Origin of the sequence: Paenibacillus sp. R14(2021) (genome assembly GCF_019431355.1) — a bacterium.
Lineage (GTDB): Bacteria > Bacillota > Bacilli > Paenibacillales > Paenibacillaceae > Paenibacillus_Z.
The window spans coordinates 2362304-2378125 of sequence record NZ_CP080269.1; the positions used below are offsets into that span (position 1 = coordinate 2362304).

At 51.0% G+C, this 15822-nt stretch carries 13 protein-coding genes and 2 pseudogenes; 4 read left to right on the forward strand and 11 right to left on the reverse strand.

All coding sequences use genetic code 11. The annotated features are described in order from the left end of the window. Positions 1-21 precede the first annotated feature (21 nt). Entirely contained in the window at positions 22-576 is a 555-nt protein-coding gene (locus tag KXU80_RS11215; protein ID WP_219838256.1) for an NADPH-dependent FMN reductase, read from the reverse strand. 314 nt (positions 577-890) lie between these two features. Here KXU80_RS11215 and KXU80_RS11220 point away from each other — a divergent pair, with 314 nt between their 5' ends. After that, complete coding sequence (locus KXU80_RS11220; protein ID WP_219838257.1) at positions 891-1337, forward strand: MarR family winged helix-turn-helix transcriptional regulator; 447 nt, start codon at positions 891-893, stop codon at positions 1335-1337. Between the two features lie 199 nt (positions 1338-1536). Here the strand turns inward: KXU80_RS11220 and KXU80_RS11225 are convergent, their stop codons facing one another. Then, positions 1537-2157 (reverse strand): reverse transcriptase domain-containing protein, encoded by a 621-nt coding sequence (locus KXU80_RS11225; RefSeq protein ID WP_219838258.1) that lies wholly within the window; start codon positions 2155-2157, stop codon positions 1537-1539. Between the two features lie 618 nt (positions 2158-2775). Between KXU80_RS11225 and KXU80_RS28435 the strand changes: the two are divergent. Next, positions 2776-2858: pseudogene (locus KXU80_RS28435) on the forward strand (IS3 family transposase); the annotation flags it as partial. 30 nt (positions 2859-2888) lie between these two features. Here KXU80_RS28435 and KXU80_RS11230 read toward each other — a convergent pair. Both KXU80_RS11230 and KXU80_RS11235 read right to left on the reverse strand, forming a co-directional pair. Next, positions 2889-3779 carry an OmpL47-type beta-barrel domain-containing protein gene (locus KXU80_RS11230; RefSeq protein ID WP_219838259.1) on the reverse strand — a complete coding sequence of 297 codons (891 nt, stop codon included), beginning with the start codon at positions 3777-3779 and terminating at the stop codon, positions 2889-2891. A 21-nt stretch (positions 3780-3800) separates the two neighbouring features. Next, positions 3801-4472, reverse strand: a pseudogene (locus KXU80_RS11235) (helix-turn-helix domain-containing protein); the annotation flags it as partial. A gap of 679 nt (positions 4473-5151) precedes the next feature. On the opposite strand from KXU80_RS11235, the gene KXU80_RS27975 reads away from it, so the two are divergent. Then, the gene (locus tag KXU80_RS27975; RefSeq protein ID WP_258171353.1) at positions 5152-6135 is read left to right on the forward strand and encodes a phosphotransferase family protein; all 984 of its coding nucleotides are present in this window, start codon (positions 5152-5154) and stop codon (positions 6133-6135) included. A 74-nt stretch (positions 6136-6209) separates the two neighbouring features. Here KXU80_RS27975 and KXU80_RS27980 read toward each other — a convergent pair whose 3' ends face one another. From KXU80_RS27980 to KXU80_RS11255, 4 genes are all read right to left on the reverse strand, one after another. Then, entirely contained in the window at positions 6210-6308 is a 99-nt protein-coding gene (locus KXU80_RS27980; protein WP_258171442.1) for a copper amine oxidase N-terminal domain-containing protein, read from the reverse strand. 98 nt (positions 6309-6406) lie between these two features. Continuing rightward, the gene (locus tag KXU80_RS11245; RefSeq protein WP_219838260.1) at positions 6407-7717 is read right to left on the reverse strand and encodes a glycoside hydrolase family 140 protein; all 1311 of its coding nucleotides are present in this window, start codon (positions 7715-7717) and stop codon (positions 6407-6409) included. A 78-nt stretch (positions 7718-7795) separates the two neighbouring features. Then, positions 7796-8689, reverse strand: coding sequence for a phosphotransferase enzyme family protein (locus KXU80_RS11250; RefSeq protein WP_219838261.1), 894 nt, complete (start codon positions 8687-8689; stop codon positions 7796-7798). 103 nt (positions 8690-8792) lie between these two features. Continuing rightward, positions 8793-8933 (reverse strand): hypothetical protein, encoded by a 141-nt coding sequence (locus KXU80_RS11255; RefSeq protein WP_219838262.1) that lies wholly within the window; start codon positions 8931-8933, stop codon positions 8793-8795. Positions 8934-9477: 544 nt separating this feature from the next. On the opposite strand from KXU80_RS11255, the gene spoVB reads away from it, so the two are divergent. Continuing rightward, positions 9478-11025 (forward strand): stage V sporulation protein B, encoded by a 1548-nt coding sequence (spoVB, locus tag KXU80_RS11260; RefSeq protein WP_219838263.1) that lies wholly within the window; start codon positions 9478-9480, stop codon positions 11023-11025. A 357-nt stretch (positions 11026-11382) separates the two neighbouring features. Here spoVB and KXU80_RS11265 read toward each other — a convergent pair whose 3' ends face one another. From KXU80_RS11265 to KXU80_RS11275, 3 genes are read right to left on the reverse strand one after another with little or no spacing between them, the layout of a single operon-like run. Continuing rightward, a complete protein-coding gene (locus KXU80_RS11265; RefSeq protein ID WP_219838264.1) occupies positions 11383-13797 on the reverse strand; it encodes a beta-galactosidase in 2415 nt (804 codons plus the stop codon). Positions 13798-13829: 32 nt separating this feature from the next. Then, positions 13830-14954, reverse strand: coding sequence for a Gfo/Idh/MocA family protein (locus KXU80_RS11270; protein ID WP_219838265.1), 1125 nt, complete (start codon positions 14952-14954; stop codon positions 13830-13832). A 35-nt stretch (positions 14955-14989) separates the two neighbouring features. Beyond that, on the reverse strand, positions 14990-15760 hold the full coding sequence (locus KXU80_RS11275; RefSeq protein ID WP_219838266.1) for a sugar phosphate isomerase/epimerase family protein: 771 nt from the start codon (positions 15758-15760) through the stop codon (positions 14990-14992). Positions 15761-15822: the final 62 nt, after the last annotated feature.

The following is a 15822-nucleotide window of genomic DNA, read 5'->3' on the forward strand; positions in this document are numbered from 1 at the left end:
ATTCTTTGCTAACATGATCGATTAACGCAATGTTTTCAATGCACCGCTCCAAGCGATAACTTGGTCGAGCATCGTATTGACTGCAGCCTCCTGGTGAGGAGCAGGCTTGAAGAGGCTGAAGTTTTCAAAATCCATCATCAGTGAAAGTCCCACTTGTGCGCGCACATCGGCCATATGAAGTTCTCCGACGATGAGTCTGAGATTTTCGATTGCACGTGCCCCGCCGCTACCGCCATAGCCGACAAAGCCTGCCGCTTTATCCTTCCATTCATGAAATAGAAAATCGATGGCATTCTTTAAAGCGCCTGAGGTTGCATGATTATATTCCGGTGTAACGAATACAAATCCGTCAAAAGAATTGATTTTCTCTGACCAAGCAATCGTATGCGGCTTGCTATACTGCCCCATTGATGCAGGGATCGGCTCGTCCAATAACGGCAGATTGTAATCGGCAAGATCAACAAGCTCGAAATAAGCATCGTTTCGTTTCTTCGCTACGTCTGTCACCCAGCGGGCTACTGCTTCTCCATTGCGTCCCGGTCGTGTACTTCCAAGAATAACAGCAATTTTTAACATTGTAGTTCCTCCATTTGTAATTAATTTAAGTGATGCACTCACGTTTCCTTACGAATCTTCTTGACTATATGAACGACGTCGACTTAACAGCTGTTTGAGAAATTTCGCGGTATTCACTCCTCTCCATTCACTCCTCTCCAATAAAGATGATCCTTATTTATTGTATAACTAGGATATAAATATAATATAATTACAATATTTTTTATTGTCAATGGTGTTCTGAAATTGACACCCATTCCTCCTATTGTTAGCATGTAGTCATCCTTAATCTCGAGAACGATGACTCTTCAGCCTGAAAAGGAGGACAAGGCTTTATGAATTTTAACGAGGAACAACATAAATTGGACTTAAGATTGTTACGTATTTTCGGGAACGCTTTCCAAGCTTTACATAACAACCTCGAGAAAGATGTCGCCAAGCACAATCTTAATCCTGAAACCTTTCGGATTCTGGAATTGCTTTATAATAAAGGTCCTCATCCCCTTCAAAAAATCAGTGAGAAATTTTCCATTCCGAGCGGAAGCATTACCTTCGTCGTTAACAAATTAGTCAAGCAAGGACTCGTCGAACGACAGCCGAACCCCCAAGACGGAAGAGCAAATGATGCCGTACTAACTGCACAAGGAAAAGCACTATTTAATGAATTTTTCCCAAAACATATGGATACGATCTCTCAAAATTTTTCCCACTTGAGCAACGAAGAGAAAGAGCAGCTCATTGATTTATTGAAGAAAATGGGGATGGGGTCACAGAAACTATAATGAGATTTCCATATTGTGTTCAGAGGAAATTCAGGACAACCTAATTTGTTGCGCTAAAGAGTAAAGGGCTGGGGATCCCAGCCCCTCCTCATCAAATCGTACGTGCAGTTTTCCCGCATACGGCTTTCCGACGTTCTTCATCCAGAGCAGTACGGTTTTTCCATGTGCATAATGTTTTCAACCCTGTACATTAAAGCAGTCAGTGCATCTCTGACCAATTCTGCTTACGCTTTCTGTGTTTGTTGTTCCAGAAAAGTCTACGTCTCCTAAGGACGTACCAGTCGACCTTGGCAAGGAAACGGTTTGCCATTCCTCGATCCACATCCAGATGCGCGTAGTAATTGCGCCATCCTTGGATCACGGGATTGAGTAACTCAACCATCAATTTGAGCGTCCATTGTAGCCGCCCTCTAGATGCCGTTTCTTCCTTCACACGAGTGCGCATCTTCTTCATTGCTTTCTTCGATGGAAAGCTTCGCAGTCGGTACTTTGTCCCGTTTTTATGGAGATAAGGCATCTTTCGATGATGAAAGCCAAGGAAATCGAACCCGTCCTGGTTTTTCCACAGACACACTAGCTTTGATTTGGACGTGTTCATGCTCAATTCCAGTTTCCCAAAGATCGCTTTAAGGGTACGAATCGCCTTGAGCGCCTGCGGTTTGTATCGGCATAGAATGACAAGATCGTCGGCATACCTTACCAGCTTTCCGAGATGAGAAAACCGTTTATCCCATATCGTATCGAGGTAGTTGAGATAGATGTTGGCTAGAAGCGGATAGATTACGCCGCCTTGCGGGCTGCCAATGCTGGCTGCCTTCAATATGCGATTCCCTGCCTTTCATCGGGAATGAGATCACGTTCTTGTCAATTTCGGAAATGGGATCAAGCTCTTGTCATTTGGTTTTGACAAGAACTTGATCCCATAAATACAAAAAGCCGCGATTTTCGCGGCGATTAATGAGATAATGTTCTTGTCACCCGACATCAAATGTGCATACTACTTTTTGGAGATGTCTAATGACACAAATTTGCCTACATTGATCCGGTGTCCCACGGCAGAAAATCCCGTGTGATACGCCGCTTTTCTTCGCTTTCTCGGTATTTTTATTCACCGCGCTTCATAGAAGCGCCGCTAACCAAACAAACAGCCAGCACTATAGAGGTCTGTGTCTAGAATGTAGGGAAATTTGTGCATTTTTCTATGACACAAATTCACCTACATAAAAAATAAAAGCTTGATTTCTCAAGCTTTTTCGCTCTGGTTTATGTAGGTACATTTGTGTCATTGGACACCTTATATGACACGGGTTGCGGGTTTCGTGATACGTCGGCCACTGGTCAGAAACTATAACCGCACTTGCCGTGGAGTGGGATCCGTTCCTTGGAGCTGTGGGAAATCGTTGGGGGCTACTCAAACGGAAGTCGATGCTGCCCCCTCTACTACAATCACAAGCGAATCAAATTAAAACTAAAAGGCATGAGTCCGGTGAATACCGTACTCATGCCTTAAAGGCTGCCTAATTACATAGTATCTAACTTTTTGGGGTCACTTCACATTGATAGCGGAGGTTTTTCGGAACCTTCTGTTTGCGGTACAGTTACCGTCGTGGCAGCCGTTGTTTTGTTGCCTGCTTTATCGGTAACGATGTAAGTTATCGTGTATACACGTCCCTTGCCGTTTCCGGATCGTTCCGCCCTCAAATCAAACGTAAAATCCGATGTTCCAAAATTCGCATTTTGAATATCTTGCGACGTGTTGCCGTCGCCAGTGCCGTTTTCCGCTTCATTAGAGGTAATGGATTTCAAGATGATGGACTGAATGCCGGATAACGGGTCCACCGTGCCGGACGTGCCGATCGTTACGGTGACCATTTTATGATTGGCCGGCCACAGTTCTTTTTTATCCGGTATTAATTTCACCACAGGTGCCGTTTTATCCAGTTTAACGACCAGATTCTTCGGCTTTTCCGTATTGCCTGCTTTGTCCGTGCTCCGATACTCGATCACATTCTCGCCATCGGTTGAAATGACGATCGTTCCAGCATAGGTTTGCCACTCGCCGTCATTGATCCGGTATTGCGTATTATCGACACCGGACCCATCATCCGTAGCGTTCAGCTGGACCGACACATCGGTGTTCGACCAACCATTACCCAAGTTTGGCGATGCCACCGCCGTTGTTACCGGCGCTATCGTATCGGTAATCTTCAGTTGGGCTACTGCTCTTAGTCCGCCGAATGCCGCCGTCATTTCTTCATCGCCGAGCTCGTTTGCCTTTAAGTCGCCAGCGGCAGTTTGTACGACTTTGCCGTTTTTGAAGCTAAAGGCAACGTCTTTCAAATTGAGCGCGTAGACGGAGCCGTACGCATTGGTAGCTTTAAGTGTCGGAAGTATTTGCTTGCCAAGCTCAACTTCAGGAGCCACTGAAAGCTCGAGTTTCACCGGTTTTACTTCCGTCGGTTAAGAGGCTGGAACCTCCAGATGGGCGAAGCCATCACTTGCTTCTTTCGTTGTGGCCGCCCCAATGTAATGATCGAGCTCTCCTTTCTCCCCCATCCGCCCTTCACTGAAATTCGTGGAAGCACTGATTAATCCTGAAGGCTGAACATTCGAAAAGCCCTTAATCTTATCAATCATTTCTGGCGTGAGTCCTTCAAACATCGACGCAATCTCCGGATTCACCCCCTGAAATACAATTGGCACTCTTTTTTTAATCCCCACTATGCGAAAAGCCTCTTTGTCTTCAATTCGGTAGTTCATTTCACTTCCTCCTTTGATAGTCAGCTGAAACGTCATCCGCGGGAAGGCTTTGAGGGACTGTCCATGGATCCGGGCTTCCGAGGGAGTAATCCCATGCATGTTTTGGAAAGCCCTGGTAAAGGAATCCGGCGAGGTATATCCGTATTTCATCGCAGCATCAACGATCTTGATGTCACTGTGGCTTAGCTCGAGTGCTGCTAAAGTTAGGCGTCTTCGGCGGATGTATTCCGACAGAGTAATGCCTGCAAGGAATGAGAACATCCGTGTAAAATGATATTCCGAACAGCAGGCAATTTTCGCTGCCTCCTGATAGTCCACACGATCAGTAAGATTCTCCTCAATATAGCTTAAAGCTTTGTTCAGTTGCGCCAGCATATCCCTGATATCGCCTCCCCTCGTTAATCAAAGCATAGCAGAGAAGGTAATTCCCTTCCCGACATTTAGTGCACAATCCTGCAGGGTCTTTCCCTGCACAGTGAACAAAAGACAAGTCTGGTAGGAATGCCGTGTGCTCCTGTATCGTCTCTTTGAAGTTAGCAGGCAAATCCGTAGGATTGGGCACACGGAAAACGTATAAGCACCTTCTGGACTTGTGGATGGATACCACCTAAATCAGGTTTTATTAAATAATGATACAAATAGAAAATTAGAATACATACTCCTGAGAACAAAATCAGAATAAATAAAGACAACTAGAAGTATAAACTGCTTTGATTCGCCTTTAATTTTGTTCACCCCGATTTAAAGGTAATGCCGATCGTCCTGACCGGCTGCCCCCATGGTTGTAATGAACTATCGTACCTGTCGTATTATGAGCCAGTTATTACTGATTGACCACTTTTTATTTTGGTGGTGTATTTGTGCACTCTTAAAAAGAGCATGAGCTCCCGAAACGGCTCGGCCTCCTGGCTGCGATCCTTTGTCGACGATTAATGAAACCGATTTGTGACCTACAATGGTGGCCTTAATGTTGAACTCTTCTCCCTCCATTTTCCATTTGGTGTATAATTGACTTAGGTGAAAAATAATTGATTAAAGAAAAATGGAGGAAGCTATGAAAGACAGTTGGGAACGAATTGAGCAGCCCTCTTCTTTGAATGCTAAACAAATTAATGAGCTAGTCAAACCAGCTTTTCCGAATAAACGAGTCGTATATTTTGAACGAATTGGCGTCGGACTGAGTAATTCCAACTACAAAATCTATCTGGATGGCTCTACGGAACCATTAGTTCTTCGCTTATATAGGGGTGACAAGGGGGTTGCAGACAAGGAGATAGACATCGCACGATTAGTAGACGGACGTGTACCGATAGCCAATTTCATATTCGCTGATACAAGTTGCAGTTTGATAGATAAGCCTTGGTCCATCTTAGAGTGGAAAGAGGGGGTTCTGCTATGGGATGTGATCAAAACAGGTAGTCTTCAGGATATCACTTCAGCTGCCGCAGCAGCTGGCAAAGTGCTTGCTAACATACATGCGTTTACATTTACGGATTCGGGATTTTTCGGGGAAAACCTTAAAGTCAGGGACCATCTTAACATGAACGGTGAACGTTTTCTCTCGTACATCGACGAATGTTTACACGCTAATTGCGGTCTTTGGCTTGGGGAAGAGTATACACGCAAGGTTTGGTCGTTTTGCCAAACATGTAGTTCTTTATTGAACGAAAACGTCGAACCTCCTGTCCTCCTTCATTCCGATTACAACGGTCTAAACATATTGGTTCAACAAAAAGCAAAAGGTTTCTCAGTCTCAGCTGTTCTAGACTGGGAAGATGCGTTTTCTTGGAGTCGATATGCGGATATCGGTGGAATGTTACGATATGAAGAAGCGGGGTCCGCGTACGAAACCCATTTTATCCAAGCCTATAAGGAGGCAGGAGCCGCTCTAAACGACAATTGGAAAATTCTATCCAAGCTAGAAGACTTAGTAGCCCTATGTGACATGCTGAACAATTCCACGCCCAATACCCCTAAACGTATGAACGATCTAAAGACCTTGATTGTTCGCACAGTCCTAACATCAACCATCGTGTGATTATCCTTTATATATGATTTGACATCAAACAGCACCGTTTTACCGTTTTTCACCGCTGCATTGCTCTTCAGTTTTTAGATTACCTGCATATCGCTTTTTGCGACCGTAATTTCCGAACCGGACCAGTTGACCTTGGTTCCCAAATTTTCACTAATAACAAGTAAAGGGACCATCGTTCGATTGTTCGTCAAGGCGCGAACAGCGTTCACACCCGGGCGTCATGATGACCTATGAATTGAAAACGCGCGGCAATGCGCCGCGCCTAATATCGTTATTCCGCAGCCTGCAGCACCAGCACCCAGTCGCTGCCCCGGCCGCTCGACGGCGGCGTGAACGCGGCTTCTCCGCTGTTCGGAAATTCGCCGATGCGGCTGTATTCGCCGGTGCGCGGATCGAACCAGGATGCATGGACGACGTCTCCCGTCCATTTGCCGAGCGATGCCCGGAACGGAATGCCGTTCGGGCTGTAGATCAAGCCATAATGCTCGCCGCGGGTCGCAACCATGTAGTTGGCGCCTTCGAATTGGCTTGCAATCAAGCTTTGGTCCGGCACCCGGTCGAGGAACGAACGATCTTCGATTAATTGCCGAATATGCCACATTTGCGATGCCCCCGGGCGATGCAGCGCATCCTGCCAGGTCATGATGAAATACGGCGCGGGCTCCGTCGTCATCGACCAGATACTGTGATGGCCATAGGTATGCCCGAACGCGCCGGAGAATACCGCATAATAAGCCCCTTGGCGCACATCCGCTTGATCGAAATATCCTTTGAGCGGATTGAAATTAACGGGGTGGTCCTCGTAGCAAGGCTCCGCGTCCAGCGTCGGCTTGACGGGCAGCCTGCCGTAATCCGCGCTCACATGCTTGTAGTTCTCGCGCACCTGCTCGTGATGCCCGGATTGAATCATGTTGAAATCCAGCCACGGCTCGTCGTGCATATGACGCGAGGAAGACGTGTTGCCGCTTGGGTGAAACGTAATCAGCTGCAAATCGCCGACGGCTTCCCGAATCCCCGCCGCGAGCGAATTGTTGACTTCAAAATGATTCCGCGTAATTAGGGAGCGGTCTCCGCCGAGCACCCAAATGATATTGGACCTGCTGCCGTAGCGCTCGCCGAGCCATCGTCCGTAGACCCGCGCATTGTCGCCGTTGAAGATTTCCGGTCCCTTACCGAATAATTCCTTATTGTACTTGTCGCCCCAAGTCGGAAGGAACGCGATGTAGAGCCCGTATTCGGCGGCACGGTCCACGATATAATCGACATGCGTCCAGTAATTGTCGTCCGCATCAACATCGGGCAGCGCCGGGTCGTACAAGCCCAGCGCGTTTTGCTTCAGCGGCCTCCGCCCGTAATGGGATCCGGTCGCGACACCGTCGAATTCCGACAGCGCGACGGCCTGCACCACATTGAACCGCTGCTCCGCCCTCGTTCGCAAATAGTGATCCGCTTCCTCGCGGCTTAATTTGTGAAACAGCTCCCATGCGGTATCGCCCAGCCAGAAGAAGGGCGTGCCGTCCTCCTGTACCAAATATCGTTTGTTCCCGCTTACCCGCAGCCGCTGCAAAGCCTTAGTCGTCATCTTCCGTGCTCACGCTCCCGTAATAGAAATGAAGGATAGCGGCCTGCATGTTGGAGCTTCCAGCAGTGCAGCCGCCGATTAACGAAATGGAACGGCATCCTGTCCCATCAAGGGCGAGCGCTCCAACAATTTCTTGATGATCCAGCCGTCGTCTTGCTTGCCTTCCTTCAGATGCCTGCAGGCGCCTTCAATGAGTCCTGCCCACCACATCGGAGTGATGAGTTCCCACTCCGCAGGATCGAGGGGTGATACTTCGTCATAACCGAGTACGACTTCGTCGTATTTCCCCCGCCAAGAGAGCGCAAATTCGCCGACTCTATGATCCCAATGCGCAAGCTCGAAGTCGAGCAGGCCGGACAGCTTACCTTCATGGAAGCGTAAGTTCCACGGTGTAAAATCACCATGGATCACGATACCCGGCCGGGAATGAAGCTCAAGCCTCTCCACCCGCTTACGGGCACGCTCCAGATGCCACCGCAAGATGCGTACTTCCTCGGGTCTCCTCTGTTCATGCGCCGACAGTAATCGATCTAGCTCGTAATCAATGAGAATTTCTTCACATCGCCGCCAATCCTTGCGCTGTCCGATTCCACTGAGCTTGCTCAGCTCATAGTGAAATTGAGCCATAAGGCGCCCCCTTGCACGCTGTTCAGTCTTCGCGTCCGCTGCTGACGGCGGTTCGCCGTGAAGAAATGGAAAGAGCCCCCATATATTCCCCGCGAGCATGACCGGTCCTTCGATGACGGCCGCAACCGGCCATCCCAGCTGCGCGATGCTTGCGAGCAAATTCACCTCGTACTCGACATCCTCAAGCGGTGTTCCGTTCGACCATTGGCGCAAAACAAAGCGCTCGCCCTTCAAGTTCACAAGCCAGTGCTTATTGAGTCTCCCGCCCAGCGGAACTGCCGACTGGATCGTAAACCAATCTAAGACCTCATGATTCGGAAGATTCGAAGCGAAAGTGTCTCTCACCGTTCATTCCCCCATTTAATTCATTTGGAATTGCAACGGACAGCGGCAGAATCGGATGCCGTGCATCCTATACTCTGCCGCTATGAAGGGATATCGCTTCCTGCTAGTATTGCGTCCGTCCGTTAATAAGCGGCTCCGCCGCCTGCGGCGTCCACGGATCGCCATAAGTTGGTTTGTTGGCATAGCGGTCATGACAACCTTCAGGCGGATGACTGCGCCGGGCGGGAGCTTTACCTGCAGCCATCGGCTGCCTATTTGTACAACCGACTATTCGGTCGCTTGGCCGATCTCTCTTGTCGATCCTGTAATAATGGCAATGCGACCATTTAACATCGAATAATTATTCCTTCACAGTTTTATAATTGCAAACGCTCACTTATCCGTCAACGTTAACACGCGTTCCGCCAGCTTTCATTGCACGGCGAAGCAAGCGACAGTCGCCGCCTGCCACGTATCCTCAGCAGCCTGTGTCTGTTCTCCGCCGGCAGAAGCTATGACGTTGACGATATTTTGCCGCGCGTACTCGAGATGTTCTGTGATGACCTGCTTGGCCGGCGAAGTCACGTGCGCATAAAGCCGTATAATTCGTCAGATGCTGCTGAAATGCCAGCCTGACCATGTCGTTAGCTCAATAATTATAAAATGTAGTCGATCTTCGTATTATGAATACCATCATCATCCAGGTGGTACGCAGCATGGCAAGTTGCAATCCCAAGCTCGTTCGCATGCTTTTCCGAATGATGAATACATTTAAGTATGCCAAGATCAAGATCAGGAGGAAGTGAGATATGGCTTCGCCGGAACATTCGTTCATGAGGGGTACGCTAGTCTTATCTGTCGCTGCGTTTATTAACCGGATTCTCGGCTTTATCAGCGGCATGTATGTCGCGCGCGTCCTCGGTGCCGAGGGCATCGGCATCCTCATGATGGCCCACCCGCTCGTGCCGCTCGTCATTACCATCACGGAGCTTGGCTTACCGGTTGCGATCTCCAAGCTGGTAGCGGAGGCCAGCGCCCGCGGCGAGCGGATGAAAGTAAGGCGTATTCTGCACGTCTCGCTCGTTGTCACCGGCTTCCTGAGCGTGCTGCTTACGACCGCCTCGCTGCTCGGCTCCCAGTGGATTGCCTCTCTCCTGCTGAGCGACCAGCGCGCCTATTACGCCATGCTCGCGATTACTCCGATTGCGCCGATCATTGCCGTCTCCGCCGTGCTGAAAGGGTATTTTCGCGGCATGCAGCAGATGAAGACCATCGCTGCATCCGACGTGCTCGAGCATACGGTGCAAATTGCCTGCGTACTCGCATTGGTCCATTTGCTGATGCCATACGGCGTTGCTTATGCAGCCGCCGGAGCGATGGCCGCCTCCGTCGTCAGCGAAGCGATCAGCCTTTCTTTTCTGCTCGTCAGCTACAAGCTGCGCGGAGAGACCAAGATGCCGGGCGATACATGGGCAAGCCATCTAAAGCAAGGAAGAAGCACGCTCTCCGAGCTGCTGCGGATCGGCCTGCCGACTACCGGACAAGGCGTCATCCAATCGGTATACGGCGCGTTTCAGCCGCTGCTTATTACGACGAGCCTCGCGCTGGCCGGCATCAGCACGGCAGCAGCCACGAAACAATTCGGCCTGCTGGCCGGGTACGCGTTTCCGCTGCTCTTTATGCCGAGCTTTATTACGCAATCCTTGTCTACCGCGCTCGTGCCCGCGATCGGCGAAGCATCGGCAAACAAGAACAGTATGCTCATGCATGAACGGATGAACCAGGCGCTTGGCCTCGGGCTTCTGGTCGGCGCTCCGGCAACTGTAATTCTGTATGTCTGGGCCGTTCCCCTCACCACGCTCGTCTACAACGCCCCGGAAGCCGGCCTATTGCTGAAAATATTGGCGCCGCTATTTTTCCTCCACTACTTCGACGCGCCGCTGCATGCCATTCTGCTCGGTCTTGGCCGTGCGAGTGCAACGTTATGGAACTATGTCGCAGCCACCGCGCTCAGGGCGGCCTCGATCTTCGTCTTCGGCAGCCAATTCGGCATCGCCGGCGTTACGTTCGGCATCGGCATTGGCATCGTCGTGCAGGCGCTGTTGAACTTCTTGTCTATTTCAAGCACAATCGGCTTCTATTGGAAAATGTCCCCTTATATCAAAATCGGTTTCTGCATGGTGCTCATGGCGCTTTGCGGACGCTCGGCCTTCGACTACCTGATCGCCCATGGCGTGCCGCTGCTCGGGAGCGCCGTCAGCTCCATCGCCGGTTCGCTCTGCCTGTACTTCGTCCTGCTCCTGCTGACGAACGCGCTCAATTGGAGAGGCGCGCGCCGTACGCCGACGCCATGGTAGAACGCTGACACGGATCGCATGGCGCGAAAAAGCCGCATGAACAAGGCAGCCGGTCATCTTTTTTAATTCCCATTCCAGCTTTTTCAGCAGGGAAGAACAGTAAATCCACTTTATTGACTTTAATTAAGAGAAACGAAAAAACAAGTCAGCTAATCGTTGACTTGTTTTTTCTTATTTGCATTTGCTTCGCCTACTAATCCATACTGAGTCGGCTTTATAGCAAAGTTTAGTTGGACACATCGATTCATAGGAGACTACATCGGCCGTGAGTTTGGAAAAACCTACTCCATGCGATGCTTTTCGGTTATGTTTGCGGACGTAGCCCAAAATCCATAGATCAACTTATATAGATAGGAATTACGGTTGAAAACGGACCTTCAGCCTGTCATCCACCTTAGCATGCTTACGCGACATGACAAACTTCATGCCGCCTTTATCTTCAACCGTGTAATCCGCACTTGGGGTGATGACGCGCGTTGTTTCAAACGCGATGACATCCTCCGGCTGCGTCAATCGGAACGAGATTGCGTCGCCCGATACAGACGTGATTTCTGCGGTTGCGTAAGCGATGCGAATATCGCCGAACGCAACGCCGACCGGCAGCATCGCGCCGTCCTTGCCGGACATCGTCAATGGCCGCCCGCCGAACAGCTTAACGCCATGCTCGGTCAGATGGAACTCCTTATCGAAGCCGTCCAGATTAAGCACATGAATGAATCGTTCTCCGGCGTTATTCACGGTCGAAGTCGTGAACAGCCCCAGATCACGATGATCATGCGTCAAGCCGGCTTTGGCGCCTAACCGCTCAAGCGCCTCTCGGAACAAAGCTACGTCGCAGCTGTATGCGGCCGTAATAAAAATGGCACGGCCGCTGCCGACGCTTGCTTCAACGCCGCACGCCGCGCCCGTTTCATACATATGCAGGATCACTTCATTCCGACCTGACTCCAGCAGCTGGGCGGCAGCCGTGTGCACTTCCGGACGGCCGGAAGCCCAGCCTGCGGCAACGACGGCCGGCGACATGTTGTGACTGTTCTGTACCGTCCCTTGTACCCGGATGCCAAGCACATCGCTAAGAATCGTGCATGGTTTGCCTTCCATATCATATTGCGGCACTTGGCCGTACAGCAGCAGACCGCCTCCTTCAATTATATAGTCCGCCAGCTTACGCTGAATGTCTGCGCTTAAATAAAGTGCGCAAGGCAGAGCCAATACCGGCGTCGCTGCCGGATCGAGCGGCTTATGCTGAATATCCACCGAACCGAACCGATAACCTGCAAGCAGCATGGATCGGCCCATGATTTCCCATCCGCCGTTTGCTCGGTTTTCTTCAATGTTCGCCAGTATCTCGCCAACCTTCCCGCTCTTCGGATAGCGATACTCCGTCATGTAGTAGTCGGGGATAAATGCGAACGCAACGTCGTCGAGTTCTTCTTTCATGACCGCAAGCTTATCGCCCGCGGCCATCATCGTCTTGATGGCGCGCGTCATGCGCGGATAGGTATAGTTGAGCTCGCCTTCGGGACTGATCGGGGCTGCGAAGCCGTGACGTTCGCCGGTAAAAGAGACACGGTCATTGCCGTCCCCGGTTTTGATGTCCATTCGATAGTTGAATCCGCCGGTCATCAAATAGTAGTTGATCATCCGGTTGCCCTGCGCAATGCACATGCGCGTCTTAAAATCCGCTGCCGACACATCGTAGCGGCCCGATAGGTTGTTGCCGTAATTGCCGTCGCCGCATTCGAATTCAAGCGACGTCAGCGGCTGGTCCGGCAAATGGACGGCATCCATGAAGCCGTTGATCAGGTATAAGTCCTGGAAATTGCTTATCGTCAAGTCGCCAAGATAGATATCCGAGCCGGACACATACCCGGGAGCCTGCGTATAGGCTTCATAGAGCTGGCTGATACCGATCGGATATGTAAATCCCCTGCCACCGCCGGTTCCGTGAATGTTAATGAAGAACGGCACATCGCGAACGCCGAACTCCTCCGCATAGGAGCGAAGCGTCGCCGCGTAACGGGCAAACCGGTTACGCATGTAATAACCCAAATCATGCAGCAGCTCCGCGGCATAGCTTTCCCCGGGCGAACGTATTGCTTCAATGCGAACATTACCATCCTCCAAGCTGAATGGGTACCGCTCCTTCAGCACTTCGGACTCATAGGTTCTGCCCAGCCAATCAGCGAAATCGGCAACAACATGTTCCGTTAAATCCGGACAATTGCTGACCCAGGATAGCATGCCGATCTCATTGTCGAGTTGTACGCCGATTACCGTTCCGCCTTTGCCATGCAGCCGGGGCGCAACGACCGCCATGACTGCAGCATACCAGCTGCGCGCAGCCGCAAGAAAGCCCGGCGCCAAATAATCGAGCGTGCGCGTCGTCGCCGCGGCGCCGTCCCAGCCCAGGGGGATCACCTCCGGATGCTTCTCATACACCCAGTAAGGAATGCCTTCGTTCTTCATTTCCGCCATGATGAACGGACCCGGGCGGACGAAGAAATAAAGCCCGTTGGCCTGGCAGAGATCAATGAATCCGGCGAGATCAAGCTCCGGCCGGGTATGGCCGTCCAAATCGAACTGCCCTTCAATCGGCTCATGACAGAGCCAAGGAACGTAAGAAGCAACCGCATTGCACCCGGTATCCTTCAGCTTATTGATACGGTCCTGCCACTCCGTCCGAGGAAGCCGGTAATAGTGCAATTCGCCGCAAAAGATCAGTTGGGGCTTGCCGTCGATCACGATTTGCTTATGGATGATTTCAATCATAGGAATCCCTTTCTCCTGACGGTGGCTGGCCGTTATAGTTTAATGGCAAGCGATTTGGACGATGCAATCACTTCGTCTACCGTTACTTCCCGGTCCAATTGATCGGACAAGTAGATGCCTTCGCTGACCAGTATCGTTTGCAGCGCGATTTCTGCCGTCGGCAGCAGCTCCACTCTGCCTTGAAGCGCGGCAATCCAGTGATGCTGCGACGAATCGTAGGCGTCGGTATTCTCGCGAAGCGCATGCCAGCGGTAGTTCGCATACCCGAGATCAAAGGTCGCATCCATATCCATATCGCTCAGCTGCGTGTGGTAACTGAACGGCGTTTCCCCCTGGCTCGTATGACCCGGGAACCGGACCCCGCCGGTATTGCCGACGAGGCTGCTGCCTTCAAAGCCGTTCAGATGAATCGCCCAGGCTTCAATGATATCGAGCGTTAGCCCGCCTTCGAACCGGACAAAGCCCACGCCCAGCTCTTCGACGTCGAAGCCGCTGATTTCTCTGCGCTTCTCGTCCATCGCTACCTCTTGGTACGTCTTGCCGGAAATCGTTTTCACTTTCGGCATGCCCATCAGATAGAGTAGCTGCGAGATGCGGTATACGCCCATATCGAACAACGCGCCGCCGGATGCATCAGCCTTGCGATTGAATTCCTTCGTCGCGTAGCCGTCCACGAATGGGCGGCCGCGTCTGCGATGGCCGGTCGAACGTGCATGATAGAGCTTGCCGAGCTTGCCTTCTTCGATTAATGTTTTCGCCGCTAGCGTCTCGATATGATAGAGAAAGCTGAGCTGAACATGCAGCATTTTGCCATGCTGCTTTGCCGCGTCGAGCATCCGCTGGCCGTCCGCATAGGAGCCCGCGATCGGCTTCTCGCAATAGACATGCTTCCCTGCTTCCAGCGCTGCAATCGTAATCGGAGCATGGAGGTTGTTATGCAAGCATACGTCCACGCCGTCCAGATCTTCGCGCTGTATTAGCTCGCGAAAATCCGTATACGTATGCGGGACGCCGAACTGCTCCGCCGTTTTCCGCAGCTGCTCTTGGTTGGTATCGCATAGCGCTACGACTTCCGCGCCCTCGAGTTTCGCATAGTTCTCCAAATGCTGCCGACCGATTAAACCTGCTCCGATAATGCCGATTCTGATCTTCTTCACACGCCACACTCCCCGGATTTGATCGTAATTCCCGCCTATTTCGACTTCGACTGCATCAAGTTCCATGTATTGCGCGCTGTCGCGAACTGCCACGCCACCTGCGAATACTCGTTCTTGGAGGAGTGGTGCTCGATGCCCAGATGTCCCTTGTAGCCCGCCTCCTGCAGGATCGACAGCTTCTCTTCGCAATCTGGAATAACCCATGCCGCCAAATGCGTATGGAAGGCGTATTTCGCACAAAGCCGGTCGCCGTTCTCCTTGTCGACATCCCAGTTGTCAAAGTGCAGCAGGATGCCGAAATTCGGATGATCCACCGCTTCGTATACTTTTCTGATATTGGCAGGCACTCTCGAAGATCCCCAATGATTTTCGGGACCGACCATAAACCCGTGCTCCGCCGCGTAGGCCGCATACTCCTTGTAACGCTTGACCGTATAGTCGAACTGCTCCTCCGTCATTTCCAGCTCGCGCCCGCCCATATCGATCCGAACGGTTTGCGCGCCCAGAACAGCTGCGGCTCTGAGATTTTTAAGCCCGTTTTGATAGAATATTTCACGCTGCTGCGGATCGGTATCCCATACCTCAGCATAATCCACGCACAGGTTGGCCACGTACATGCCTTTCTCATCGAGCGCTTCTCTCAATTTCCTCAGGTAGTCCTCCTCGAAGCTCACGAACATCATGTTCCATATATCCGCCGAATCCAAATGATAACGGTATTTGACCGTTTCGAAATACCCGAAGAGATCAATCTTGCCTTCGCTGTGCAACCCGTGAAACGAATAAGACGGAATGGAATATTTCATTTGTTCTGCCTCCCGATTATCGTTGTGATTGGATTCCTCGCTACATCCCCGGTACTTCAATT